Origin of the sequence: Pseudomonas sp. PvP027, assembly GCF_017833005.1 — a bacterium.
Taxonomy (GTDB): Bacteria; Pseudomonadota; Gammaproteobacteria; order Pseudomonadales; family Pseudomonadaceae; genus Aquipseudomonas; species Aquipseudomonas congelans.
The window spans coordinates 1,986,591-2,009,747 of the sequence record NZ_JAFIBK010000001.1 but is presented as its reverse complement, the minus strand read 5'-3'; the positions used below and the strand labels follow the sequence as shown (position 1 = coordinate 2,009,747).

The 23,157-nt window shown below is 59.4% G+C and carries 23 protein-coding genes, 1 tRNA gene and 1 pseudogene; 12 read left to right on the top strand and 13 right to left on the bottom strand.

Features of this window, described 5'->3' with window-relative positions; all coding sequences use genetic code 11:
• Positions 1-69: 69 nt before the first annotated feature.
• Both JOE33_RS08270 and JOE33_RS08265 read left to right on the top strand, forming a co-directional pair.
• Positions 70-486, top strand: a complete 417-nt coding sequence (locus JOE33_RS08270; RefSeq protein ID WP_122530364.1) for an ester cyclase — start codon at positions 70-72, stop codon at positions 484-486.
• Between the two features lie 96 nt (positions 487-582).
• Positions 583-1,209, top strand: coding sequence for a glutathione S-transferase (locus JOE33_RS08265; protein WP_004406575.1), 627 nt, complete (start codon positions 583-585; stop codon positions 1,207-1,209).
• Between the two features lie 1,078 nt (positions 1,210-2,287).
• On the opposite strand, the gene JOE33_RS08260 is transcribed toward JOE33_RS08265, so the two are convergent.
• The 9 genes from JOE33_RS08260 to JOE33_RS08220 form a co-directional block, all read right to left on the bottom strand.
• Positions 2,288-2,449 (bottom strand): DUF2986 domain-containing protein, encoded by a 162-nt coding sequence (locus tag JOE33_RS08260; protein ID WP_080009190.1) that lies wholly within the window; start codon positions 2,447-2,449, stop codon positions 2,288-2,290.
• A 63-nt stretch (positions 2,450-2,512) separates the two neighbouring features.
• Positions 2,513-4,258: an OPT family oligopeptide transporter gene (locus JOE33_RS08255; protein WP_187625123.1), complete on the bottom strand. Its 1,746-nt coding sequence runs from the start codon at positions 4,256-4,258 to the stop codon at positions 2,513-2,515.
• A gap of 218 nt (positions 4,259-4,476) precedes the next feature.
• Entirely contained in the window at positions 4,477-4,962 is a 486-nt protein-coding gene (locus JOE33_RS08250; RefSeq protein ID WP_054992943.1) for an ATP-binding protein, read from the bottom strand.
• A 28-nt stretch (positions 4,963-4,990) separates the two neighbouring features.
• Positions 4,991-5,278, bottom strand: a complete 288-nt coding sequence (locus JOE33_RS08245) for a YceK/YidQ family lipoprotein (RefSeq protein ID WP_054992944.1) — start codon at positions 5,276-5,278, stop codon at positions 4,991-4,993.
• Positions 5,279-5,319: 41 nt separating this feature from the next.
• Entirely contained in the window at positions 5,320-6,273 is a 954-nt protein-coding gene (locus JOE33_RS08240) for an alpha/beta hydrolase (protein WP_122693589.1), read from the bottom strand.
• Between the two features lie 49 nt (positions 6,274-6,322).
• The gene (locus JOE33_RS08235) at positions 6,323-7,342 is read right to left on the bottom strand and encodes a transketolase family protein (RefSeq protein WP_010428354.1); all 1,020 of its coding nucleotides are present in this window, start codon (positions 7,340-7,342) and stop codon (positions 6,323-6,325) included.
• Positions 7,339-8,187 carry a transketolase gene (locus tag JOE33_RS08230; protein WP_010428350.1) on the bottom strand — a complete coding sequence of 283 codons (849 nt, stop codon included), beginning with the start codon at positions 8,185-8,187 and terminating at the stop codon, positions 7,339-7,341. The genes JOE33_RS08235 and JOE33_RS08230 overlap by 4 nt, the downstream gene beginning before the upstream one ends.
• 18 nt (positions 8,188-8,205) lie before the next feature.
• Complete coding sequence (locus tag JOE33_RS08225; protein ID WP_003409041.1) at positions 8,206-9,507, bottom strand: MFS transporter; 1,302 nt, start codon at positions 9,505-9,507, stop codon at positions 8,206-8,208.
• Between the two features lie 100 nt (positions 9,508-9,607).
• The gene (locus JOE33_RS08220) at positions 9,608-10,357 is read right to left on the bottom strand and encodes an SDR family NAD(P)-dependent oxidoreductase (protein WP_032613754.1); all 750 of its coding nucleotides are present in this window, start codon (positions 10,355-10,357) and stop codon (positions 9,608-9,610) included.
• 187 nt (positions 10,358-10,544) lie between these two features.
• Between JOE33_RS08220 and JOE33_RS08215 the strand changes: the two genes are divergently transcribed.
• Positions 10,545-11,462 (top strand): LysR substrate-binding domain-containing protein, encoded by a 918-nt coding sequence (locus JOE33_RS08215; protein ID WP_010428338.1) that lies wholly within the window; start codon positions 10,545-10,547, stop codon positions 11,460-11,462.
• A gap of 82 nt (positions 11,463-11,544) precedes the next feature.
• Here JOE33_RS08215 and JOE33_RS08210 read toward each other — a convergent pair whose 3' ends face one another.
• Positions 11,545-12,501: a bestrophin family ion channel gene (locus JOE33_RS08210; protein WP_096129901.1), complete on the bottom strand. Its 957-nt coding sequence runs from the start codon at positions 12,499-12,501 to the stop codon at positions 11,545-11,547.
• A gap of 424 nt (positions 12,502-12,925) precedes the next feature.
• Between JOE33_RS08210 and JOE33_RS08205 the strand changes: the two genes are divergently transcribed.
• Positions 12,926-13,345 carry a hypothetical protein gene (locus JOE33_RS08205; protein WP_010428334.1) on the top strand — a complete coding sequence of 140 codons (420 nt, stop codon included), beginning with the start codon at positions 12,926-12,928 and terminating at the stop codon, positions 13,343-13,345.
• A 156-nt stretch (positions 13,346-13,501) separates the two neighbouring features.
• Here JOE33_RS08205 and JOE33_RS08200 read toward each other — a convergent pair.
• Both JOE33_RS08200 and JOE33_RS08195 read right to left on the bottom strand, forming a co-directional pair.
• A pseudogene (locus JOE33_RS08200) lies at positions 13,502-13,912 on the bottom strand (hypothetical protein).
• Positions 13,913-14,078: 166 nt separating this feature from the next.
• Positions 14,079-14,163, bottom strand: a tRNA-Leu gene (locus tag JOE33_RS08195).
• A 117-nt stretch (positions 14,164-14,280) separates the two neighbouring features.
• Between JOE33_RS08195 and queA the strand changes: the two genes are divergently transcribed.
• The 6 genes from queA (at position 14,281) to JOE33_RS08165 (ending at position 20,365) form a co-directional block, all read left to right on the top strand.
• A complete protein-coding gene (gene queA, locus JOE33_RS08190) occupies positions 14,281-15,345 on the top strand; it encodes a tRNA preQ1(34) S-adenosylmethionine ribosyltransferase-isomerase QueA (RefSeq protein ID WP_187625122.1) in 1,065 nt (354 codons plus the stop codon).
• 14 nt (positions 15,346-15,359) lie between these two features.
• Entirely contained in the window at positions 15,360-16,475 is a 1,116-nt protein-coding gene (gene tgt, locus JOE33_RS08185) for a tRNA guanosine(34) transglycosylase Tgt (RefSeq protein ID WP_086004366.1), read from the top strand.
• A gap of 53 nt (positions 16,476-16,528) precedes the next feature.
• Positions 16,529-16,864: a preprotein translocase subunit YajC gene (yajC, locus tag JOE33_RS08180; protein WP_002552468.1), complete on the top strand. Its 336-nt coding sequence runs from the start codon at positions 16,529-16,531 to the stop codon at positions 16,862-16,864.
• Between the two features lie 63 nt (positions 16,865-16,927).
• Entirely contained in the window at positions 16,928-18,796 is a 1,869-nt protein-coding gene (secD, locus tag JOE33_RS08175) for a protein translocase subunit SecD (protein WP_003409102.1), read from the top strand.
• Between the two features lie 9 nt (positions 18,797-18,805).
• Positions 18,806-19,717: a protein translocase subunit SecF gene (gene secF / locus JOE33_RS08170; protein ID WP_003314165.1), complete on the top strand. Its 912-nt coding sequence runs from the start codon at positions 18,806-18,808 to the stop codon at positions 19,715-19,717.
• A gap of 108 nt (positions 19,718-19,825) precedes the next feature.
• Positions 19,826-20,365: a glycine zipper 2TM domain-containing protein gene (locus tag JOE33_RS08165; protein WP_002552471.1), complete on the top strand. Its 540-nt coding sequence runs from the start codon at positions 19,826-19,828 to the stop codon at positions 20,363-20,365.
• Between the two features lie 66 nt (positions 20,366-20,431).
• On the opposite strand, the gene suhB is transcribed toward JOE33_RS08165, so the two are convergent.
• The gene (suhB, locus tag JOE33_RS08160; protein ID WP_003314166.1) at positions 20,432-21,247 is read right to left on the bottom strand and encodes an inositol-phosphate phosphatase; all 816 of its coding nucleotides are present in this window, start codon (positions 21,245-21,247) and stop codon (positions 20,432-20,434) included.
• A gap of 215 nt (positions 21,248-21,462) precedes the next feature.
• On the opposite strand from suhB, the gene trmJ reads away from it, so the two are divergent.
• A complete protein-coding gene (gene trmJ, locus JOE33_RS08155; RefSeq protein WP_010428323.1) occupies positions 21,463-22,227 on the top strand; it encodes a tRNA (cytosine(32)/uridine(32)-2'-O)-methyltransferase TrmJ in 765 nt (254 codons plus the stop codon).
• Complete coding sequence (gene cysE, locus JOE33_RS08150) at positions 22,227-23,003, top strand: serine O-acetyltransferase (protein WP_003365098.1); 777 nt, start codon at positions 22,227-22,229, stop codon at positions 23,001-23,003. Before trmJ ends, cysE begins: the two co-directional genes overlap by 1 nt.
• Positions 23,004-23,157: the final 154 nt, after the last annotated feature.

Genomic DNA, 23,157 nt, shown 5'->3' with positions numbered 1-23,157 from the left:
GTAAGGCCGCAATTGTATGCAGCCTTTTCAACGAGGCTGCGTCGGTATCTTTGAAAAGGAGGGCGCAACATGAACCTGGCCGATCAGTACCGTGCCTACCTCGCCTGCCTCAACGACCGTCGCTGGCAGGACCTGAGCGATTTCGTCGACGACGGCGTGCACTACAACGGCGAGCGGATCAGTCTGGCCGGTTACCGGGCGATGCTGGAAAACGACGTCAGGATCATCCCCGACCTGCGTTTCAATATCGACCTGCTGGTGGTCGAAGCACCACAGGTTGCCGCCCGTCTGCTCTTCAACTGCTCGCCGCAAGGCCGTTTTCTCGGGCTGGAGGCGCGTGGCAAGCGCATTACCTTCAGCGAAAACGTGTTCTACACCTTTGGCGACGGCAAGATCGTCGGCGTCTGGTCGGTCATTGATAAAGCGGCAGTGGAACGCGAGCTTCGTGGCGAAGCGGCGGGCGCCTCGAGTGACAGAAGCGCCTGAACGATTCCTGTACGTTCATCGAAGTAAAATCATTTCAGGGCACTCCGGGGTAGTAGCGCAGTCTTTTTTAGACACTCTCACCCGGCGGAGCCCGACATGATCACTGTCCATCACCTGAACAACTCACGTTCGCAGCGTATTCTGTGGTTGCTCGAAGAGCTCGACCTGCCCTACGAAATCAAGCGTTATCAGCGCGACCCGAAAACCAACCTGGCGCCACCCGAGCTCAAGGCCGTGCATCCGCTGGGCAAATCACCTGTCATCGAAGATGGTCCGCATGTCGTCATCGAGTCCGGCGCCATTGTCGACTACCTGATTCGCCGTCATGGCGACGGTCGTCTGCAGCCTGACCCTGCCAGCGCTACCTACGACGAATACGTGCAATGGCTGCACTTCGCCGAAGGCTCGGCGATTCTTCCGCTGATGCTCAACCTGTATGTCGGACGCCTGGGTGACGCGGGTGCGCCGCTGCATCCGCGTATCCAGTCGGAGCTGGCCAACTATTTGGGCTATCTGAACGAAGCCCTGGGGCTGACGCCTTATCTGCTTGGCGACGAGTTGAGTGGTGCGGATATTCAGATGAGCTTTATCGGCGAGTTCGCCAAAGCCCAGGGAATGCTGCAGTCCTACCCGAACGTGACCGCGTGGGTTGAACGACTGCAAGGCAGGCCTGCGTACCGCAAGGCGTTGGAGCAGGGCGGGGAGTATTCTTTCGCCAAGTAACAGGCGTGCCTGAAGCGCTTGCACTGCGCATATTTACGAGAAGTGTTCTCCCGGACACCTCTCGTTCCGCACGCTCCGCGTCGTATGCCGTTCTCGACGCTCTGCGTCGCAAGAGGACGCAGAGCGTCCGGAAAGGCATACGACGCGGAGCGTCGCACGATATTCGGGCTGATCGTTCCGCCGCTCCAGCGTGGGAGTGCAGTTCTCGACGCTCTGCGTTGCAAGAGGACGCAGAGCGTCCGGAACGGCATACGACGCGGAGCGTCGCACGATATTCGGGCTGATCGTTCCGCCGCTCCAGCGTGGGAGTGCAGTTCTCGACGCTCTGCGTTGCAAGAGGACGCAGAGCGTCCGGAACGGCATACGACGCGGAGCGTCGCACGATATTCGGGCTGATCGTTCCGCCGCTCCAGCGTGGGAGTGCAGTTCTCGACGCTCTGCGTTGCAAGAGGACGCAGAGCGTCCGGAAAGGCATACGACGCGGAGCGTCGCACGATATTCGGGCTGATCGTTCCGCCGCTCCAGCGTGGGAGTGCAGTTCTCAACGCTCTGCGTTGCAAGAGGACGCAGAGCGTCCGGAAAGGCATACGACGCGGAGCGTCGCACGATATTGGGGTTGATCGCTCCGCACGCTCCAGCGTGGGAATGCAGTTCTCAACGCTCTGCGTCGCAAGAGGACGCAGAGCATCCGGAAAGGCATACGACGCGGAGCGCCGCACGATATTTTGGCTGATCGTTCCGCACGCTCCAGCGTGGGAATGCAGTTCCCGACGCTCTGCGTCGCAAGAGGACGCAGAGCGTCCGGAAAGGCATACGACGCAGAGCGTCGCACGATAGTTGAGATTATCGTTCCGCACGCTCCAGCGTGGGAATGCAGCTCTCGAAGCTCTGCGTCGCAGGAGGACGCAAAGCGTCCGGAACGGCACAAGACGCGGAGCGTCGCACGATATTGGGGTTGATCGTTCCTCACGCTCCAGCGTGGGAATGCAGCTCTCGAAGCTCTGCGTCGCAGGAGGACGCAAAGCGTCCGGAACGGCACAAGACGCAGAGCATCGCACGATGGCGCTTACGTGGCGGGTCAGCCTTCGGACGGGCTGATCGAGTCCTGGTCCGCTTCGGCCGCCAGCTTCATGCGGTCGGCCTTGCTGATGTATTTGGCCTTGCTCTGCGGGGCCAGTTTGGCGCTGGCCTTTTTGGCGTGGGCTTTCAGCAACTGCTGGATTTTCTTGCGACGATTCATGTTCTTCAACTCGCTTGCACAGGCGCGAAGCATAGCAGTTTGTCTGTCGCGCCAGGCACCCGGCTACCCGCCGTTCTGAACCATCTGCCACAACGACGCACCTACGCCGGTAATGCTCTCGCCGGCAATCAGGCCAGCCGCTGCGGTGATGGCGAAGCGTTCGGTAAGCGATGGCCAGCGACAGTTCACCAGCCAGGTGAGCACTGCACCGAGCGCCATCATCAACGACACCGAGGCTGGCAGTACGAAGGCCAGGCCCAATGCTGCAGCGCTGGGCAAGTACCGTGCGCGGTGCGCGGGCAGTGTGCTGTCGAGGATGCCCAGCAGCAAACCGGCCAGACCACCGATGAAAATTGCCCAGCGGATGCTCGCCGACAGCGAGTCCAGACCGTGCGTCAGCGTCTGCGCCACCGCTTTCCAGGTCGCCACTGCCGGGGCTGGCCACTCTTCGGTGAGCAGCATTGATTGCGGGTCCGGGATCAGCGCCATATAGGCCAGGACCCCGACGATACTGCCGACGAAAATCCCCAGGGTCTGGGCAATCAGCTGTTTACGCGGTGTGGCACCGATCGCCCGGCCTACCTTGAAGTCATTCATCAAATCGGTGCATTGCCCGGCTGAACCGCCGGCCGTGTTGGCGCTCATCAGGTTGATTGGCACCTGACCGGGCGCGACGATGCCGAAGCTCAGTTGCGACAACTGCCCGATTGCCCCGATAGGCGGAATACCCGTGGCACCCACCACGCGAGCTGCCACGGCCGCCAGGCAGATCGCCAGAGGAATGGTCAGCAGTGCCATCCACAGATTGATACCGAACAACAGCGCCTGCAGGCTGACGACCAGCAGGATCGCCAGCGCAAAACCGGCGGCCGGTCCGGGCCTGGGCATTGACCAGGGCGTCCCGCCACTGGCCTTGGTGGAAGCGTGCAGTGTCCACAGGCGGATGGCCAGAGAAGCCAGCGTCGAACAGACCATCAGACTCACGCCTGGCCACAGCAACCATTCCACCAGCGCAGCGAACTGCGGGCCGCTGCTGTCGGCCGGTAACGTCACTAGCCCCTGTTCCAGCAGCCACGGCGCCAGGCCACCCCAGGCCAGCAAGGCACCGATCAGCAGGGTCAAGCCGACGCGAATACCGATAATCGCCCCGAACCCCACCAGCAGCAGCGAGGGGTCAGCGCTGAAGGTCAGGCGCTCCAGCTGAGCCGTTGGCGACCAGCGCGGGAACGCCCATATGAACGTGTCGATCCATTTGGCCAGCGCCGACAGCAACGCGGTACTGAGCAGGACCTTGAGGCGCGTCGCAGCTTCACGTCCATGATTGTAGATGTGCAGAAGGGTTTCCAGAGTGGCCATGCCTTCGGGAAATTTCAGCGATGTGTCATTGAGCAGTGACGGCCGCAAATACCAGGCAATCCAGATCCCCAGAAAGCTCACCGAGAAGACCCAGGCGATCATCGGGACGGCATCCAGTTGCTGGCCGGTCAGCAAGGTATAAGCCGGAATCGGCGCGACCAGCCCGCCGGAAATGATCGACGCAGCGGCGGAGGCGACAGTCTGATTGATGTTGCTCTCATGCAGCGTCCACGGCAGCTGCGCGGACGAGCGCTTCGACAGCCCTTGCCAGATCGCATAACCGATCAACAGCGCAATGATCGACATGTTGAACGACCAGCCGATCTTCAACCCGGCGTACACATTGGAAGGCGTCAACAGGATACCGAGCACAACCCCGGTAATGACCGCGCGTAGACTGAGCTCACGCTCGACAGGGCTGACAAGACGGGTCGCTGGTGAGGTCGAAAGCATGCGAATTCCTTTCGGCAATGAGACAAGGCAACCTATAAAGTGAGCGCCATATCGGCCGAAGGTTCATATGACAGGTTTCGTTGCGTAGTGGCGTGAAGGCATCCGTCTGTTCCGATCTTCGCCGACCGGCTAAGCAGGGTGCCTGTTGCAGGAACCTCAGAAAACAGAGTGCCGGAAGGACATCGCCACGCACCCTTTGGTGAGTTACAGGCGGTGAGTTACAGGCCGTGAACCAGAATATCCAGCCCCTCATCAGTGTGGGGAGTCTGGAAGTAGCGGGTGATGAGCCTGAACTGCGCATCTGTAGCCGCAAAGTCATGCTCGGCTCTTTCGTTGCGGGCATGCAGTCTGGCAAGGCAAATATCATCTTCCACATCAAGAAAGTGCAGTCGATGCTTAACCTGCGCGTCGTCAGCCAGGCTGCGAAGCCACTGGCGGTCGGCGAGCGTATTGGCAGGGAAATCCAGAACCACGCACATGCCGGCCTTCAGCATGTCGATGACCAGAGGGCCGATGATGTCGCGAATCCGGTGGGCCAGGCGCACGTAGTCCGCCACTGATGTGATCTCGTCGGGGTAGAGCCGAGAGAGCCATTGATCTTCACTCAGCAGGATCGCTGAATGCTCGGTCGCGATTGATTTTGCCAGTGTCGATTTACCGGATGCGATCTTGCCGCACAGGAGGTGAAGTCTGGTGGCGAGCATCAACGTGTCCTTACTCTGTGGGTGCCTGTCAACCAAGCACATTCAGCCCATCATTGAAATGGCACTCGCGATCATCACCGCCAAGGTTTTCCGGCAGAAAAGCGGTGAGGTCGTAGGGCAAAAGCAGCGTATCCAGCGCCAGAGAGAACGGCACGTCTATCAGCCAGGGCCAGGTCGATGCGACGTCTTTGGTACCCCATGCCCAGCCGTGCCGTGTGCCGGGATAGACGCAACGTTCACCATCGAGGTGATACATCAGGCTCCAGCAGCCGCTCAGTGATATCGACGCAGCGAGTAACAGGCATTGCTTGAACATACATTCCCTTGTTTCCGGATTGATGCAACATGTGCGTCATTCTAGTCGCATAACCCTGCGGCGATCATCCTGCGCACGGCGCGGGCAATATCTTGCGTAGCCTGCGTGGTCTGCTCCCCCGGCAACTGATCGAACATATGTGGCACGCCTGGGTAGACATGCAATTCCACCGGCACCCCCGAGCGTGACAGGCTCAGCCCGAAGGCCAGATCCTCTTCCAGAAACAGATCGAGTGCGCCGACGCCGATAAAGGTGGGCGGCAGATCGCTCAGTTCGTTGGCCAGTGCCGGGGAGAACAGGGCCTTGCGATCATCGTCCAGTGCGTAGTCACCGCGCAGGCATTCCCAGCAAAAATGATTGGCCTGACGCGACCAGCTGAAAGTGCCGGTAGTCGGGTTGGCTGGCGGAGTGTCGGGCGCGCCTGTGCGGTGATCCAGCATCGGGTAGATCAGCACCAGGCCGGCGATTGCCGTAATCCCCCTGTTTCTTGCAAGCAGGGCAAGCGCGGCAGCAAGCCCGCCGCCGGCGCTGTGGCCCATGATCACCACGTGGCCGGTGTTCATGCCGTGCACCGGCCCATTGCAGAATATCCACTTCAGCGCTGCGTAACAGTCCTCCAGCGGGATCGGGAACGGATGCTCGGGGGCAAGCCGGTAGTCGACGGCAATGACTATTGCCTTGAGCTCGGCGGCCAGCTTTGCTAGGTAATCATCGGCCATCTCCGGGCTGCCAAGTACAAAGCCGCCGCCATGGATATACAGGATGACGGGGAGCCCCTTATGAGGGAGCGAAAGGTTCGGGCGATAAAGACACAGCCTGATGCCGTTGTCTGAATCGGAGGAAGTCCAGTGTTGTTCGCTGCATGCTGTGGCGGCGGCTGACCAGGTGGCGCTGACGCGAGCCCTTATCTCGGCAAGCGTGTGCAGTGTCCAGTAGCTCGACGGCTCATCCATGAACGAGCGATAGGCCGGATCCAGTAGTTCATTGGCGTTCAATACGTGCTCCCGAGGCACAAGGGGTATAAGCCCCTGCGCCTGCCAGTGCTTAAAGCCACGCCTTGATTTGCGTACAGACGGCGGGCGTGGAAATGCCATAACGGTCATGCAGTGTAGGCAGCGCGCCAGCGTCGAGAAAAGCGTCCGGCAGGGCGATCTGCCTGAACGTGGGCGTCACGCCATTGCGCAGCAGCACCGTCGCCACTGCCTCGCCCAACCCGCCAATGACCGAATGGTTTTCGGCCGTCACCACCAGTCGGCCTGGCTTTCTGGCCTCAGCGAGAATGGTCTGTTCGTCCAGCGGTTTTATGGTGGGTACGTGCAGCACTGCCACGTCGATACCGTCAGCCTGCAGCTGCTTGGCCGCTTCCAGTGCGCGCATGGTCATCAGGCCGGTGGCAATGATCAGCACGTCGTTGCCAGTGCGCAGTGTCTTGGCTTTGCCGATCTCGAATGTGTAACCGTACTCGTCCAGCACCAAAGGCACGTTACCGCGCAGCAGGCGCATGTACACCGGGCCCTGATGCGCTGCGATCGCCGGTACGGCCTGCTCGATTTCCAGTGCATCACAGGGGTCGACGATCATCAGATTGGGCATGGCGCGAAAGATCGCCAGGTCGTCGGTGGCCTGATGGCTGGGTCCGTACCCGGTGGTCAGGCCCGGCAGACCGCAGACGATTTTGACATTGAGGTTGTCTTCGGCAATCGCCATACAAATGAAGTCATACGCGCGGCGGGAGGCGAACACGGCATAAGTGGTCGCAAACGGTACGAAACCTTCCCGGGCCATGCCGGCCGCTGCGCTCATCAGCAACTGTTCGGCCATGCCCATTTGATAGAAACGCTCGGGATGCGCCTTGGCGAAGATGTGCAGGTCTGTGTATTTCGACAGGTCAGCCGACAGCCCGACGATGTCCTGACGTTGCTCCGCGAGCGCCGCCAATGCATGGCCGAACGGAGCCGGGCGAGTGGCCTGACCCTCGGATGCGATAGACGCGATCATCGCCGAGGTGGTCAGTTTTTTCTTCGTGGCCACGGACGGAGCCGAGGTGTGATTGGCAGAGCTCATACGGTTTTCCCCTCGTCGAGATTATTCAGTGCGACGTCCCATTCATGCTCATCCACACGGATGAAGTGGGTCTTCTCACGGGTCTCCAGAAACGCCACGCCCTTGCCCATTTTTGTGTCGCAGATGATCACCCTGGGCTGCGTGCCGTCATGCTGGCGCGCCTTGTCGAAAGCTGCGACGAGCGCGTCAAGATCGTTGCCGTCGACCCGTTGGGTAAACCAGCCAAACGCCTGCCAGCGATCGACAATGGGTTCGAACGCCAGTACTTCACTGGAGTGGCCATCGGCCTGCTGGTTGTTCACATCGATAATCGCGATCAGGTTGTCCAGCTTCCAGTGCGAGGCGGACATGGCCGCTTCCCAGGTGGAGCCTTCGTTCAGTTCACCGTCCGACAGCAGGTTGTAGACGAAGGAACTGGAGTTCTTGCGCTTCAAACCCAGGCAGGCCCCCACGGCAATGCCCAGCCCATGACCCAGTGAGCCGCCGGTGATTTCCATTCCCGGGGTATACGTGGCCATGCCTGACATGGGCAGTCGGCTGTCGTCGGAGCCGTAGGTTTCCAGTTCGTCGAGCGGGATGATGTCGGCCTCGATCAACGCCGCGTACAGCGCAATGGCGTAATGGCCGATCGACAGATAAAAACGGTCGCGCTGTTCCCAGTCAGGGTCTTCAGGGCGATAGTTCAGCGCGTGAAAATAGGACACGGCCAGCAGGTCCGCAGCGCCCAGCGCCTGTCCGACGTAACCCTGGCCCTGAACCTGACCCATGCGTAATGCGTGCCGGCGAATGTTATGGGCACGCTGCGCCAGTGAGGTGGCAGGCGCAGATAAAGTAGTGGCTGTCATGGTGATTACTCCGTTGACTCAACGATTGACCGAGGCGGCAGGGATGCGCAGCACCAGATAAGCGCCGATGAACAGCACGCCGGTAATCAGGTACATGCCGATGGCGCTTGAGCCGGTCGTGGTGGTGATCCAGCCGATCAGGTAGGGCGAACAGAAGCCCGCGAGATTGGCGAAGCTGTTGATTCCGGCGATCCCGGCGGCCGCCGATACCCCGCCCAGCAGGGTGGTGGGCAGCATCCAGAACATTGATGATGCCGAGAGAATGCCCGCTGCGGCGAGGCACAGACTGAGCACCGACAGCAGCAGATTGCCGCCGAACAGCGCCGCCAGACTCAGCCCGAGCGCGCCTGCGATCATCGGGCCGACCAGGTGCCAGCGGCGTTCTCGATGCTTGTCGCCGCTGCGCCCCATCAACAGCATCACGACGATTGCGCACAGGTAGGGAAGGCTGGTCATCAGGCCGATATGCAGCGGGTCGGAAACGCCCGCATTGCGAATCAGCGTCGGCAGCCAGAAGGTGATCGCGTACTGGCCCATCACCACGCAGAAGTAGATGCACGCCAGCAGCCACAGACGCTTGTCGCGAATGAAGGCGCCTACCGACGCGTGTACCACTTTCTGGCTGTTGTCTTCTTGCAGCTCCTTGTTGACCAGCTCCTTTTCTTCAGCGGACAGCCATGTCGCCTGATGCACGCCGTCCTTCAGATAGCTCAGGACCAGCAGGCCGACGATCACTGTCGGGATCGCTTCGAGGACGAACATCCATTGCCAGCCGGCCCAGCCATGAACGCCTGCGAAGCGGGTCATGATGTAGCCCGACAGCGGGCCGCCGATCATGCCGGACAGTGGGATGGCGATGAACCACAGCACGGTCATGCGCGCGCGGCGATAAGAGGGGAACCAGTACGTCAGGTACAGCAGCAGACCGGGTGCCAGTCCGGCTTCCGCCACCCCGAGCAGAAAGCGCAGGGCGTAGAACTGCCAGGCGGTTTCGACGAAGGCGAAGAGTGCGGAAATGATCCCCCAGGAGATCATGATGCGGGCGATCCAGCGTCTGGCACCGACCCGGTGAAGAATCAGGTTGCTGGGCACCTCACAAAGAAAATAACCGATGAAAAACATGCCTGCACCCAGCCCGTAGACGGTTTCGCTGAAGGCCAGGTCGTTCATCATCTGCAGCTTGGCGAAGCCGACATTGACGCGATCGAGATAAGCGCACAGGTAGCACAGCATCAGGAACGGCATCAGTCGCCAGGCGGTCTTGCGGTAGGCATTGGCGCGCGTGGTCGACACCGCGTCGAGGGTCATGGTGGTTATCATGATGGTCTGATCTCTTGTTTTTATAGACCGCCAGGCAACCGCCTGGCGTATCGTCGATCCAGAACAAACACAGGCTGTTTGCCAGCCCGTCCACTCGCGGTCAGTGAATCAGCATGCCGCCGTTCACATCCAGCGTGATACCGGTGAGGTAGGACGACAGGTCGCTGGCCAGAAACAGCGCGGCATTGGCCACGTCCTGCGCCGCGCCCAGACGACCCAGCGGGATGCCATCGATAATCGTGTGGCGTCGCTCGTCCTGCATCAGGCCGCCGGTGATGTCGGTATGGATCAGGCCGGGGGCGATGGAGTTGACACGCACCTGATCGGGGCCGAATTCCCGGGCCATGGCTTTGCCGAGGCCCAGTACGCCGGCTTTCGCTGCGCTGTAATGAGGCCCGCCGAAAATGCCGCCGCCGCGCTGGGCGGAGACCGAAGACATGCACACGATACTGCCCGAGGCTTGGGCGCGCATGGTCGGGATCACCGCTTGCGACATGAGCAAGGTGCCGCGCAGGCTGACGTCGAGCACCTTGTCGTAATCGGAAGGGCGGATGTCCAGGGTCTTGATCGGCTGTGTGATACCGGCGTTATTCACCAGGATGTCAATGCGACCGTAGTGCGCGATGATTTTCGTGACGGCCTCGTGAACCTGTTTTTCGTCAGCGACGTTGGCTGCCAGACCCAGATGGCCTTCGCCCAGTGCGGCGGCGGCATCACGTGCCGCGGACTCGTCGAGATCGATAATCACCACGCGTGCGCCGTGGCTGGCGAAGGTGATCGCGGTTGCGCGACCGATACCGCGCGCCGACGCCGCGCCGGTGATCACTGCAATTTTGCCTTGAAGAAGCATGAGGGTTACCTCTGATTATTGTTATGGGTTCGATTCGGGTGATCGATGACTTCAGAGTGTTCCCGGTGCCGGTCCTGAGCAATGCCGCAAAAATCACTGGATGCTGAAAAAAATTCACCTCTCGTCAATTCGGCAGGCGAGTGGTTGAATGAAAGAAACTCAAATAATCGGACACATCGGAGCATCCATGCGGCCTGATGACGATGCACCTCAGAGCCTGCCACCGCTGAAAGCGCTTCAGGCCTTCGAGCAGACGGCGCGCTTTGGCAATCTGGCCAGAGCAGCCGAAGTGCTGGACCTGACGCCGTCGGCAGTCAGCCACCAGCTGGCTCGTCTGGAGGCATTGATTGGTCGCCAGCTGTTCGTTCGGGCCGCCCGTGGTGTGACCCTTACGCCAGTCGGTGAGCAGTACCTGAAAGATGTCTCTGGCGTGCTGCACAGTCTTGCCGTCGCCACCGAGCGTGCCGCCAGTGATGTCAGCCTTGATTGCCTGCGTCTGCATTCCGCGCCCAGTTTCGGGCTGCTGTGGCTGATGCCGAGGCTGGAAGCCTTTCGGGTAAGCCACCCGGACATTCAGATCAACCTGTCGTGTTCCTATGAGTCGTTGCATTTCAGCAGGGACAAGATCGACGTGGATATCCGCCATGGCAGGCCGAACTGGCCAAGCTATGAAGTGCGCACCTTGCGTGACGAGAAATTTGCTGTGCTGGCGTCTCCGCAATTATTGGCGCGGCGCCCGGTAGAGAGCGCCGCAGGCTTGCTCGACTGCGAACTGATTCTCTCCGAAGCCACATTGCTGAAATGGCCTGAATGGTTTGCCCGGCATGGCTTGGCTCGCCCGGAAAAACCCTACGCGCTGAGTTTCGACCGCTCGTACATGACACTCGAAGCGGCCAGCCACGGGCTGGGTTTTGCGCTGGAAAGTACGCTGTTGGCGCAAAAGTACCTGGCCACTGGCGAGCTGATCGAAGTCGCCCCCCAAACCCTGACTGCACCAGTCGCAGCGCACCATCTGGTATTCCCCAAAGCGCACTCCGGCTTTCCCAGAGTCAGGCGATTTCTGGAATGGATGGAAAGCGAACTGGGGCAGGGATTTGTGTTTTGAATCGCACTGCCTGTGGTCTGGCAATGTGATGCTCAATGTCCGGCGTGCCGACGTGGAGCATGGGCACGCCAGTCAACTGCTTCTAAACGACCAGTCGATGCGGTTGCCAGGCACTGCCCTGCGGGTCTTGCGGGTCAGTCATCAGCTTTTGCCTCGCCGGCGCATCAAACATCGAGCGCAGGTTCTTCTCGATGGTGTTGCACAGGTCTTCCATGCGGATCCGGTGCTGGCTGGCGCCGAACGGGGCTTGCAGGTCAGTGCCGATGCGGTCCATTGCCAGCAGCATGCAGCCGACCACCGTGGATATCGCCGGGGTGAACCAGCCCAGGGTGGTCACCATACTCAGCGGCATGATGATGCAGAACAGGGTGCTGAACAGTCTGGGGAAATAGACGTACGGGTAGGGCAGCGGTGTATTGGCGATGCGCTCCATGCCGCCCTGGCAGTTGGACAGTTCGACCATGGTCGATTCCAGTCGCGCCAGGCGAATGCTGTCGATTCGCCCTCCAGCAAACTCCTCGGAGATCATGGCCGCCGAGCCGTTGAGGATGTCATTGGGAAAGTTGTTGCTCTCTTGTGCGCGCTGAATCTCGGAATCCGATAACAGCCCTTCGAGTCTGGCTTTGCTGACATCGCCTTTCAAATGAGCGCGCAGTGCCCGCAGATAAGCCACGTGACGATTGAACAGCACTTCTTTCACCGGATTGCCGCGCTCATCGGCATTGTCTTCAATGTTGCCTTCAATCAAGGTCAGCACCTGGCGGCCATAGCTGCGCGAGCTGTTGACCATCGCGCCCCATAACGTGCGTGCTTCCCACCAGCGGTTGTAGGCGCTGGTGTTGCGAAAACTGATCAGCACGATCAATGCCGAGCAAAGCAGCGTGAGTGGCATCAGTGGGAGATCTATCCCCGCACCCTGGATCAACATGAAGTCCATGGTCACGGCCACGTCCCAGAGCAGAAGCCAGAACAGTGACCAGCCAACGTAGGTGACCGTTCTGCTGATGCACAGCCATTTTTTTTCAAAAGGACCAGGCATTGCGGCACTCCTTTGCTGGGTTGGAAGAGGTTTGGCGCGGTCAATCAACACACCACGCTGCAAACTTACTGACCCAGCCTTAAAGCTCGCTTAATTCTCCATGGTGGCGAAACAGTCATGGCTGTGTTGGCCATGACTGCCCATGCCAACAACTGAACCCCCGGCGACAGTCCAGTCTTCGGACGGACGACGATAATGTATCGATTCGCACGTTAAGCAATAAAAAACTCATCGCTCTGCTTATGACTAATTTTCAAGAACGCAGGTCATAGAGTCAGATACTGTAAAGCTGCACTGCACAAGCGTTCGGGATTAGACGGGCTCGGAGCGTCTGGTAAATGAACTAGAGCCAGACGGTCTGACTGACGGATCACGGTATTCAATCACCCTCGTACTTTTCCTCTACCTTCAGGGATAAACAGTGATGCTTGCGTATAAAACTCTGACTGCAAAGATCGGCGGCCTTCTTCTTGCGTTGACCATCGTGGGGGCTTCATTACCTGCTTACGCTGTAAACGATTGTGATCTGGACAACGACAACAGCACCGACGCCACCTGTGGCGGCAACGACAGAGACCTGGATAACGACAACGTGACTGACGCGGCATTTGGCGGCAATGACAAAGATATGGACAATGACCACCACACCGACGCGGCGTTTGGTGGCAACGACCAGGACCTGGACAACGACAACCACACGGATGCAGCGTTTGGTGGTAACGACAAGGACATGGACAACGATCACCACACTGATGCGGCCTTCGGCGGAAATGACCGCGATCTTGATAACGACAACAACACCGACAAATACGACGGTGGCGCGTCCTCTGCCGCCAAAAAGTAGCAACGCGACCTGTCGCGTTATTTCGTGGAAGCGAGCGTCTTGCGCTTGCTGATACGGGCAGGTCTTTTGCGCGTGAGCACTTGCCTCTTGTTGAGGCAGGCGTTTTCGTATCAAAGGGCAGAGCGGCGTCAGTGACAGGAAGTCACTATTATTTATTCAGCTTGTAGATGACTGAGATTTTTTCGCCACCAGAGTCACACCTTCGGTGAAGCTGTAGCCATAACCGAAGACATATGACTGATCTCCTGAGTTCAAGACAGATCTATCGTGACGTATTTCGTATCGGTATTTGAGCGCATAATCATACGCCCCGGACAATATAGGCAATACCGTTTGAATCTCATAACCGTCAGCATTGAGTCGCGCCACTGCGTCTTCGACGTCTTTCGATAGCCGTTCACCGTCTATCTCACAGTCAGACCAGCCGGTTTGCTGCCATTGGGTCTCTTTTCTCGTTACTTCTTTCTCGCCGAAAAAGCCTTGTTTGATTTCGCCGGTAGGCACCTTAACCGTGACCTATTCTCCAATGGGTTTGAAGTAAGCTTTTACGTAGACGATCTTGTTCATGGCGTTATCCTTGGTTGTGTGACTTCCGTTCCCACATGCTGCGCCGGAAGGCGACTCTGGGTGTTCTGCGGCCGATTCCGGGCAGGTGGGCAGATCGCGGATTCAGTCATGGCACTTTCCAGCAGACGAAAAAAAAGACCTTGAAATTCAAGGTCTTTTTTAAAGGTGGTGCCCCGAGGGAGAATCGAACTCCCACTTCTTTCGAAAACGGATTTTGAATCCGCCGCGTCTACCAATTCCGCCATCAGGGCTCAATGGCGGCGAATTATAAGGATGAGTTTTCTGTTGGTCAACAGGGATTTACGCAGGTTTTTTACTAATGCCGTCAAACCGGATAAACTTCCCGGCCCTGCTAAACGAACCCGATCATGCGCGTCGCTGACTTTACCTTCGAACTCCCCGATTCCCTGATTGCTCGCCATCCACTGGCCGAGCGTCGCAGCAGTCGTCTGTTGACCCTTGATGGGCCGACGGGGGCGCTGGCACACCGTCAATTCACTGATTTGCTCGAGCATCTGCGCCCGGGCGATTTGATGGTGTTCAACAATACCCGTGTCATTCCCGCACGCCTTTTCGGGCAGAAGGCCTCCGGCGGCAAGCTGGAGATTCTGGTCGAGCGCGTGCTGGACAGCCATCGTGTGCTGGCCCATGTGCGCTCCAGCAAATCGCCAAAGCCGGGCTCGTCGATTCTGATCGATGGCGGCGGCGAGGCCGAGATGGTGGCGCGGCACGACGCGCTGTTCGAGCTGCGCTTTGCCGAAGAAGTGCTGCCGCTGCTGGAGCGTGTAGGCCATATGCCGTTGCCTCCTTATATAGACCGTCCGGATGAAGGCGCGGACCGCGAGCGCTATCAGACCGTTTATGCGCAGCGTGCGGGTGCTGTGGCTGCGCCGACTGCCGGCCTGCATTTCGATCAGCCGCTGCTCGAGGCGATTGCCGCGAAGGGCGTGGAAACCACGTTCGTCACCCTGCATGTCGGCGCAGGTACGTTCCAGCCCGTGCGTGTCGAGCAGATCGAAGATCACCACATGCACAGCGAATGGCTGGAAGTGGGCCAGGACGTGGTCGACGCTGTGGCCGCGTGCCGTGCACGGGGCGGGCGGGTGATTGCCGTCGGCACCACCAGCGTGCGCTCGCTGGAGAGTGCCGCGCGTGATGGCGTATTGAAGCCGTTCAGCGGCGATACCGACATCTTCATCTATCCAGGCCGGCCGTTTCACGTGGTCGATGCCCTGGTGACCAATTTCCATTTGCCTGAATCCACGCTGTTGATGCTGGTTTCGGCGTTCGCCGGTTATCCCGAGACGATGGCGGCCTACGCGGCGGCCATCGAACACGGCTACCGCTTCTTCAGTTACGGTGATGCGATGTTCATCACCCGCAATCCCGCGCCGACGGCCCCACAGGAATCGGCACCAGAGGATCACGCATGAGTCGCACCTGTCGTATGTCTTTCGAGTTGTTGGCCACCGATGGCAAAGCCCGTCGCGGTCGGCTGACCTTCCCGCGTGGCGTGGTGGAAACCCCGGCGTTCATGCCAGTGGGCACCTATGGCACGGTCAAGGGCATGCTGCCCCGTGATATCGAGGCGACCGGTGCGCAGATGATTCTGGGCAATACGTTCCACCTGTGGCTGCGTCCGGGTACCGAGGTCATCAAGGGCCACGGCGACCTGCACGATTTCATGCAATGGCAGGGGCCGATTCTGACCGACTCCGGCGGTTTTCAGGTGTTCAGCCTGGGCGCCATGCGCAAGATCAAGGAAGAGGGCGTGACATTTGCCTCTCCGGTCGATGGTGCCAAGGTGTTCATGGGGCCGGAAGAGTCGATGCAGGTCCAGCGCGATCTGGGTTCGGACGTTGTGATGATCTTCGACGAATGCACGCCTTACCCGGCCGATGAAGATGTGGCGCGTGTCTCCATGGAGCTGTCGTTGCGCTGGGCCAAGCGTTCCAAGATTGCCCACGGCGAAAACACCGCCGCGCTGTTCGGCATCGTTCAGGGCGGCATGCACGAGAACCTGCGCAAGCGCTCGTTGGAAGGCCTGGACGAAATCGGTTTCGACGGTCTGGCGATCGGTGGCCTGTCGGTAGGCGAACCCAAGCACGAGATGATCAAGGTGCTGGACTACCTGCCAGGCCTCATGCCGGCAGACAAACCTCGTTACCTGATGGGCGTAGGCAAGCCGGAAGATCTGGTCGAAGGTGTGCGTCGTGGCGTCGACATGTTCGACTGCGTGATGCCCACCCGCAATGCCCGCAACGGCCATCTGTTCACCGATACGGGCGTATTGAAAATCCGTAACGCGTTCCATCGCCACGACAATACGCCGCTGGACCCGACCTGCGATTGCTACACCTGCAAGAACTTCTCGCGCGCTTATCTGCATCACCTGGACAAGTGCGGGGAAATGCTGGGGAGCATGCTCAATACAATCCACAATTTGCGGCACTACCAGCTGCTTATGGCTGGTTTGCGCGAGGCTATTCAACAGGGTACATTGGCCGCCTTCGTCGATGCCTTCTATGCCAAACGCGGCCTCCCAACGCCGCCTCTGGGTTGAAACAGAACGAGTTTTTCCTGCTTTTTATACTAATTATGTAACTGGAGCGACAAATGAGCTTTTTCATCTCTCCCGCTTTTGCGGATGCTGCTGCACCGGCTGCCGGTCCTGCGGGCAGTGGTTTCGAGTGGATCTTCCTGGTCGGCTTCCTGGTCATCTTCTACCTGATGATCTGGCGTCCACAGGCCAAGCGCGCCAAAGAGCAGAAAAACCTGCTGGGCAACCTGCAGAAAGGCGACGAAGTTGTCACCAGTGGCGGTATCGCGGGCAAGATCAACAAAGTGACCGATGACTTCGTGGTCATCGAAGTGTCTGACACCGTTGAGCTGAAAATCCAGAAGGGCGCCATCGCGGCCACTCTGCCTAAAGGCACCCTGAAAGCGATCTGAGCAACAACTTTTTACCCATCGACGGGGCGCGCAAGGCGCCCCGCGTTTTAAGCGGGCGGCGTGATGCTGAACAAATACCCTCTGTGGAAATACGTACTGATCCTGGCGGTGCTGGTGGTCGGTTTTATTTATTCCGCACCCAATCTCTACCCTGATGATTCTGCCATCCAGATCAGCGGCGCAAGCACTGCGCTGCAGGTCAATCAGGCGGACGTGGATCGTGCAGCCAAGGCGCTTGCCGATGCTGGCATCTCGGTCAAGGCTTCTTCTCTGGCCGAGAATGGCAAGGGCGGTTTGTTGCGTCTGAGCAAGCAGGAAGACCAGTTGCCAGCCAAGGATGTCGTGCGCAAGGCGTTGGGTGACGACTATGTCGTCGCACTGAACCTGGCGCGTACCACGCCGACCTGGTTGCGTAACCTGGGTGCAAGCCCGATGAAGCTCGGTCTCGACCTGTCCGGCGGTGTGCACTTCCTGCTGGAAGTCGACATGGACAAGGCGATCGATGCACGTCTGAAAGTCTACGAAGGCGAAGTCAAATCCCTGTTGCGCAAGGAAAAGGTGCGTTATCGCAGCCTGCCGCAGCTGGGCAATGTGATTCAGCTTGGCTTTACCGACGATGCAGAGCGTGAGCAGGCGCGTGCACTGGTACGCAAGACCTTTACCGATTTCGAAATCACGCCTGCCGAGCTGAACGGTATCCCGGTACTGCGCATGGCGTTGACGCCGGCCAAGCTGGCCGAGATTCGCGAATACTCGATCAAGCAGAACCTGACCACTGTGCGTAACCGGGTCAACGAGCTGGGTGTTGCCGAGCCGCTGGTTCAGCGCCAGGGTGCCAACCGCATCGTGGTCGAGCTGCCGGGTGTGCAGGACACGGCCGAAGCCAAGCGTATTCTGGGCAAGACCGCCAACCTCGAGTTCCGTCTGGGTGCAGGCCCGGATGATTCGAAAGGCACCACCGAGATGTTCGAGTTCCGCGAAGGCGGTCGTCCGGCAGCGGCGGTGGAGCGTGGTCTGATCATTACCGGTGATCAGGTGACTGACGCCAAGGCCAGCTTCGACGAGCATGGTCGTCCCCAGGTGAACATCAACCTCGATGGTCACGGTGGCGAACTGATGAGCCGTGCAACCCGCAGCAATGTGGGGCGCAGCATGGCGGTGATCTTCATCGAGCAGCGTCCGACCACCACCTATACCAAGCAGATGGTCAACGGCGTCGAGAAAGACGTGCCGGTGCAGACCTTCAAGGAAGACAAGAAGATCATCAGCCTGGCGACCATCCAGTCGCCACTGGGCAGCCAGTTCCGGATTACCGGTCTGAACGGCCAGGGTGAATCTTCCGAGCTGGCGCTGCTGTTGCGTGCCGGTGGTCTGGCGGCACCGATGTACTTCGCTGAAGAGCGCACCATCGGTCCTAGCCTGGGTGCCGACAACATCACCAAGGGTATCGACGCTTCCCTGTGGGGCATGCTGTTCGTCTCGCTGTTCATCATGGCGATCTACCGCTTCTTCGGTCTGATCGCTACCGTGGCACTGGCCCTCAACATGGTCATGCTGCTGGCATTGATGTCCTTGCTGGGCGCCACACTGACCCTGCCGGGTATCGCCGGTATCGTGTTGACCATGGGTATGGCGGTGGACGCCAACGTGCTGATCTTCTCGCGGATTCGTGAAGAGATCGCCAACGGCATGACGGTTCAGCGTGCTATCAACGAAGGTTTCGATCGTGCCTACACGGCGATCCTCGACGCCAACCTGACGACGCTGCTGGTCGGCGGCATTCTCTTTGCGATGGGCACCGGCCCGGTCAAAGGGTTTGCGGTGACCATGTCGCTCGGGATCTTTACCTCGATGTTCACGGCCATCATGGTGACCCGCGCTATGGTCAACCTGATCTACGGCGGTCGTGACTTCAAGAAGTTGTGGATTTAAGGGGCTGCCATGTTACGTACCATCAACTTCATGGGCGTTCGCAATGTTGCGTTCGCCATCACGATGCTCCTTACCGCACTGGCGTTGTTCAGCTGGTTCCATAAAGGGCTCAACTTTGGTCTGGACTTCACCGGCGGTACGCTCATCGAGCTGACCTACGAACGTCCCGCCGACCTGGGCAAGGTCCGTCAGGAGCTGGTTTCGGCGGGCTATCACGAAGCCGTTGTACAGAGCTTTGGCGCCACCACTGACTTGTTGGTGCGCATGCCGGGCGAAGACCCGCAGCTGGGCACTCAGGTTGCCGAGGCGCTACGCAAGGCTGGTGCCGATAACCCGGCGGTGGTCAAGCGTGTCGAATTTGTCGGCCCACAGGTGGGTGAAGAGCTGCGCGATCAGGGCGGCCTCGGCATGCTGATGGCGCTGGGCGGTGTGCTGATCTACCTGGCATTCCGCTTCCAGTGGAAATTCGCAGTCGGGGCGATCATCTCGCTGATCCACGACGTGGTGGTGACGATGGGTATCCTGTCGTTCTTCCAGATCACCTTCGACCTGACGGTGCTGGCGGCAGTGCTGGCGATCATCGGTTACTCGCTGAACGACACCATCGTGGTCTTCGACCGGGTACGCGAAAACTTCCGTCTGCTGCGCAAGGCTTCGCTGATCGAGAACATCAACATCTCCACCACGCAGACACTGCTGCGTACCATTGCTACCTCGGTTTCGACCCTGTTGGCGATCGTGGCATTGTGGGTATTTGGTGGTGACAGCCTGGAAGGCTTCTCCATCGCGTTGTTCATCGGTGTACTGGCGGGTACCTACTCGTCGATCTACATCGCCAACGTGGTGCTGATCTGGCTGAACCTGACCACCGAGGATCTGATTCCTCCAGTGGTTGTCGAGAAGGCTGACGACCTCCCGTAGGCCCGGCCATCATAAAAAAGGCGCGAGTGCTGAACTCGCGCCTTTTTTTATGCTCCAAGGCTAGGCATTGCGCAGTCATGCTGCGTTTCGATTGGTCAGGAGGTTCAAGTGAACAAGTCTATGCTTGTTGGTGCTGTGTTAGGTGCTGCTGTCGTGACGGCTGGCGGCGCCGTTGCCACCTATAGCTTGGTCAAGGGTGGTCCTGAGTATGCGGATGTATTGGCGGTAGAGCCGATCAACCAGCAGATCAAAACCCCCCGTGAAGTTTGCAAGGACGTAACCGTTACCCGTCAGGCGCCGGTCAAGGACCAGCACCAGATCGTCGGTAGCGTTATTGGCGCGGTTGCCGGTGGCTTGCTGGGTAACCAGATCGGTGGCGGTAACGGCAAGAAGATCGCTACCGTCGCGGGTGCGGTAGGTGGTGGTTATGCGGGCAACAAGGTTCAGGAAGGCATGCAGGAGCGTGATACCTACACCACTACGCAGAACCGCTGCACAACGGTCAACGATGTGAGCGACAAGGTTGTGGGCTACAACGTCAAATACAAGTTGAACGAGAAGGTGGGTCAGGTTCGTATGGAGCGTGATCCGGGTAGCCAGATTCCGGTCGACAAGAACGGTCAGCTGATATTGGGTCAGGCGCAGTAACGCCAGCCGCTGAGCTTCACAAGACATAAAAAAACCGGCTTGCGCCGGTTTTTTTATGCCTGCAGCTTAACGCTTGAGCGAAGCTGGCAGGTGCGGTGCGATCGCAGTCAGTACTGCCTTGAAGCACTTGGTGTTGCCGGCAACGATGTGGCCTTTCTCGAGGAAGTCGTGACCACCGGTGAAATCGCTGACCAGACCGCCTGCTTCCTGAATCAGCAGAGCGCCTGCAGCCATGTCCCACTCGGACAGGCCCGACTCCCAGAACGCATCGAAGCGACCGGCAGCTACATAAGCCAGGTCGAGGCTGGCAGCACCGGCGCGGCGGATGCCGGCGGTCTGGCCTACCAGGCTGCGGAACATGCCCAGGTAGTTCTCGATGTTGTCCATCTGGTTGTCACGGAATGGGAAGCCGGTACCGAGCAGGGCGCCTTCCAGGCTCTTGCGCTGGCTGACGCGCAGGCGGCGACCGTTCAAGGCTGCGCCACGACCACGGCTGGCGGTGAATTCTTCCTGGCGGACCGGGTCGAGAACCACGGCGTGCTCAAGGCGGCCGCGGTATTTGCAGGCGATGCTGACGGCAAAGTGCGGGATGCCGCGAACGAAGTTGGTGGTGCCGTCCAGTGGGTCGATGATCCACAGGTAGTCGGTGCCTTCGCCGCTGCCTTCGTGCAGGCCGCTTTCTTCGCCGAGAATGCCGTGAGTCGGGTAGGCCTTGCGCAGAGCGGTGATGATGCTTTGCTCGGCGGCGCGGTCGATCTCTGTTACGTAGTCTTTGGCTTCTTTTTCGTCAACCTTGATGGTATCCAGGCGCTCGATGGAGCGGAAAATCAATTCGCTGGCGCTGCGGGCGGCGCGCAGCGCGATATTCAGCATGGGCTGCATGGATAATTCACCTAAGGTTGTTAAAGAGAGCCGGGCATTCTATGGGCTGATTCGAATTATTTCCAGCCTTGCGTTGTTACGGTTGTCAGGTTCGTGTGTGTTTTTTTGCGTCCGGTGCGGTCGATTCTACTGTTGCGGCCCGCACGGCTTCATAGCGTTAGCCGAGCCGTTTCTGTAAGATTTGCACCCCTAATTCGTGTCAGTGAGCGTTCGCCTTGTTGCAGAACATTCGTGTTGTCCTGGTCGGCACTACCCATCCCGGAAATATCGGCGGGGCTGCTCGCGCCATGAAAAACATGGGGCTTTCGCGCCTGGTGCTGGTCGATCCGCGGATCTTCCCTTCGCCCGATGCCGATGCGCGCGCGTCCGGCGCCACCGATATTCTCGAGGGCGCGCAGGTGGTGGCGACCCTCGAAGAAGCGCTGGTCGGCTGCCGTCTGGTGCTGGGCACCAGTGCGCGGGATCGAAGCCTGCCGTGGCCCATGCTGGATCCGCGTGCCTCGGGTGAAAAAGTCATCGAGCAGGCCGGCGAGGGTGCCGAGGTGGCGCTGGTGTTCGGTCGCGAACATGCGGGCCTGACCAACGAAGAGCTGCAGCGCTGCCACTTCCATGTGCACATCCCGTCAGACCCGGCGTTCAGTTCTCTGAATCTGGCGGCTGCCGTACAGGTGCTCAGTTATGAGGTGCGTGTGGCCTGGCTGGCCGCCGCAGAGCAGGGCGATGCTTCAAGGCCTGCATCGGCGCACAATGCCGAGCTGGCGACGATGGACGAAATGGAAGGTTTCTACGCCCACCTTGAAGCCACGCTTGTAGCCATCGGCTTTCTTGATCCCGAAAAGCCACGGCATCTGATGGCCCGGCTGCGCAGGCTGTATGGGCGTAGTGAAGTCGAGCGATCCGAGCTGAGTATCCTGCGCGGAGTGCTCACTGAGACCCAGAAGGCCGCACGCGGTGAACCCTACAAGCGAAAGGATCAGTAATGTTCGAGCGTCTGCGAGAAGACATTCAAAGCGTGTTCCACCGCGATCCTGCGGCGCGCAACGCGTTTGAAGTCCTGACCTGCTATCCGGGGATGCACGCCATATGGCTGCATCGCTTCGCCCACATTCTGTGGCGCAATGGCTGGAAATGGCCGGCACGGGTGGTGTCGAACTTCGGTCGCTGGATGACCGGTATCGAGATCCATCCGGGTGCGCGCATCGGTCGCCGTTTTTTCATCGACCACGGCATGGGTATCGTGATCGGTGAAACCGCCGAGATCGGCAATGACGTCACCCTTTATCAGGGCGTAACCCTGGGGGGCACCAGCTGGAATGCCGGCAAGCGCCATCCGACGCTGGAAGACGGCGTAGTGGTCGGGGCGGGTGCCAAGGTGCTCGGGCCATTCACGGTGGGGGCGGGTGCCAAGATCGGCTCCAACGCAGTGGTCACCAAGGCCGTGCCTGCGGGCGCAACCGCAGTGGGCATCCCGGGGCGGATCATCGTCAAGTCGGACGACGAGGTCGAGGCCAGGCGCAAGGCAATGGCTGAAAAACTCGGCTTCGATGCCTATGGTGTCAGTGCGGATATGCCTGATCCGGTCGCGCGCGCCATTGGCCAGTTGCTTGACCATTTGCAGGCTGTCGACGGGCGTCTTGAGGGTATGTGCGATGCGCTCGGCAGGCTGGGCAGCGATTACCGCGCCAAGGAGCTGCCGGAGCTGCGTGACGAGGTTTTCGACTGCGTCAAGGACTGCCAGGAAGGCAAGGTCGGCTAGGTTCCAGGGCGGCCGGGGTGCGTGCCATTGCGCCGCACCTTTGCTATGATGCAGCCCGCACTTTTCGCTAATCCCGACTGTTTTACTTGGTCTAATAGTTGACTCATTTACTCGGGAATAGCATACTCGCTCTCATTCCGAACCTCTGCGGTAT

What these genes read in the sequence shown, in the direction of transcription:
- JOE33_RS08215 (WP_010428338.1), top strand. Translation starts at nt 10,545, where the DNA reads ATGCGGCCTGATGACGATGCACCTCAGAGCCTGCCACCGCTGAAAGCG.
- JOE33_RS08260 (WP_080009190.1), bottom strand. Translation starts at nt 2,449, where the DNA reads ATGAATCGTCGCAAGAAAATCCAGCAGTTGCTGAAAGCCCACGCCAAA.
- JOE33_RS08250 (WP_054992943.1), bottom strand. Translation starts at nt 4,962, where the DNA reads ATGCTCGCCACCAGACTTCACCTCCTGTGCGGCAAGATCGCATCCGGT.
- tgt (WP_086004366.1), top strand. Translation starts at nt 15,360, where the DNA reads ATGTCTTTCGAGTTGTTGGCCACCGATGGCAAAGCCCGTCGCGGTCGG.
- cysE (WP_003365098.1), top strand. Translation starts at nt 22,227, where the DNA reads ATGTTCGAGCGTCTGCGAGAAGACATTCAAAGCGTGTTCCACCGCGAT.
- secD (WP_003409102.1), top strand. Translation starts at nt 16,928, where the DNA reads ATGCTGAACAAATACCCTCTGTGGAAATACGTACTGATCCTGGCGGTG.
- suhB (WP_003314166.1), bottom strand. Translation starts at nt 21,247, where the DNA reads ATGCAGCCCATGCTGAATATCGCGCTGCGCGCCGCCCGCAGCGCCAGC.
- secF (WP_003314165.1), top strand. Translation starts at nt 18,806, where the DNA reads ATGTTACGTACCATCAACTTCATGGGCGTTCGCAATGTTGCGTTCGCC.
- JOE33_RS08220 (WP_032613754.1), bottom strand. Translation starts at nt 10,357, where the DNA reads ATGCTTCTTCAAGGCAAAATTGCAGTGATCACCGGCGCGGCGTCGGCG.
- JOE33_RS08205 (WP_010428334.1), top strand. Translation starts at nt 12,926, where the DNA reads ATGCTTGCGTATAAAACTCTGACTGCAAAGATCGGCGGCCTTCTTCTT.
- JOE33_RS08225 (WP_003409041.1), bottom strand. Translation starts at nt 9,507, where the DNA reads ATGATAACCACCATGACCCTCGACGCGGTGTCGACCACGCGCGCCAAT.
- JOE33_RS08245 (WP_054992944.1), bottom strand. Translation starts at nt 5,278, where the DNA reads ATGTTCAAGCAATGCCTGTTACTCGCTGCGTCGATATCACTGAGCGGC.
- queA (WP_187625122.1), top strand. Translation starts at nt 14,281, where the DNA reads ATGCGCGTCGCTGACTTTACCTTCGAACTCCCCGATTCCCTGATTGCT.
- yajC (WP_002552468.1), top strand. Translation starts at nt 16,529, where the DNA reads ATGAGCTTTTTCATCTCTCCCGCTTTTGCGGATGCTGCTGCACCGGCT.
- JOE33_RS08270 (WP_122530364.1), top strand. Translation starts at nt 70, where the DNA reads ATGAACCTGGCCGATCAGTACCGTGCCTACCTCGCCTGCCTCAACGAC.
- JOE33_RS08230 (WP_010428350.1), bottom strand. Translation starts at nt 8,187, where the DNA reads ATGACAGCCACTACTTTATCTGCGCCTGCCACCTCACTGGCGCAGCGT.
- JOE33_RS08210 (WP_096129901.1), bottom strand. Translation starts at nt 12,501, where the DNA reads ATGCCTGGTCCTTTTGAAAAAAAATGGCTGTGCATCAGCAGAACGGTC.
- JOE33_RS08255 (WP_187625123.1), bottom strand. Translation starts at nt 4,258, where the DNA reads ATGCTTTCGACCTCACCAGCGACCCGTCTTGTCAGCCCTGTCGAGCGT.
- JOE33_RS08235 (WP_010428354.1), bottom strand. Translation starts at nt 7,342, where the DNA reads ATGAGCTCTGCCAATCACACCTCGGCTCCGTCCGTGGCCACGAAGAAA.
- JOE33_RS08265 (WP_004406575.1), top strand. Translation starts at nt 583, where the DNA reads ATGATCACTGTCCATCACCTGAACAACTCACGTTCGCAGCGTATTCTG.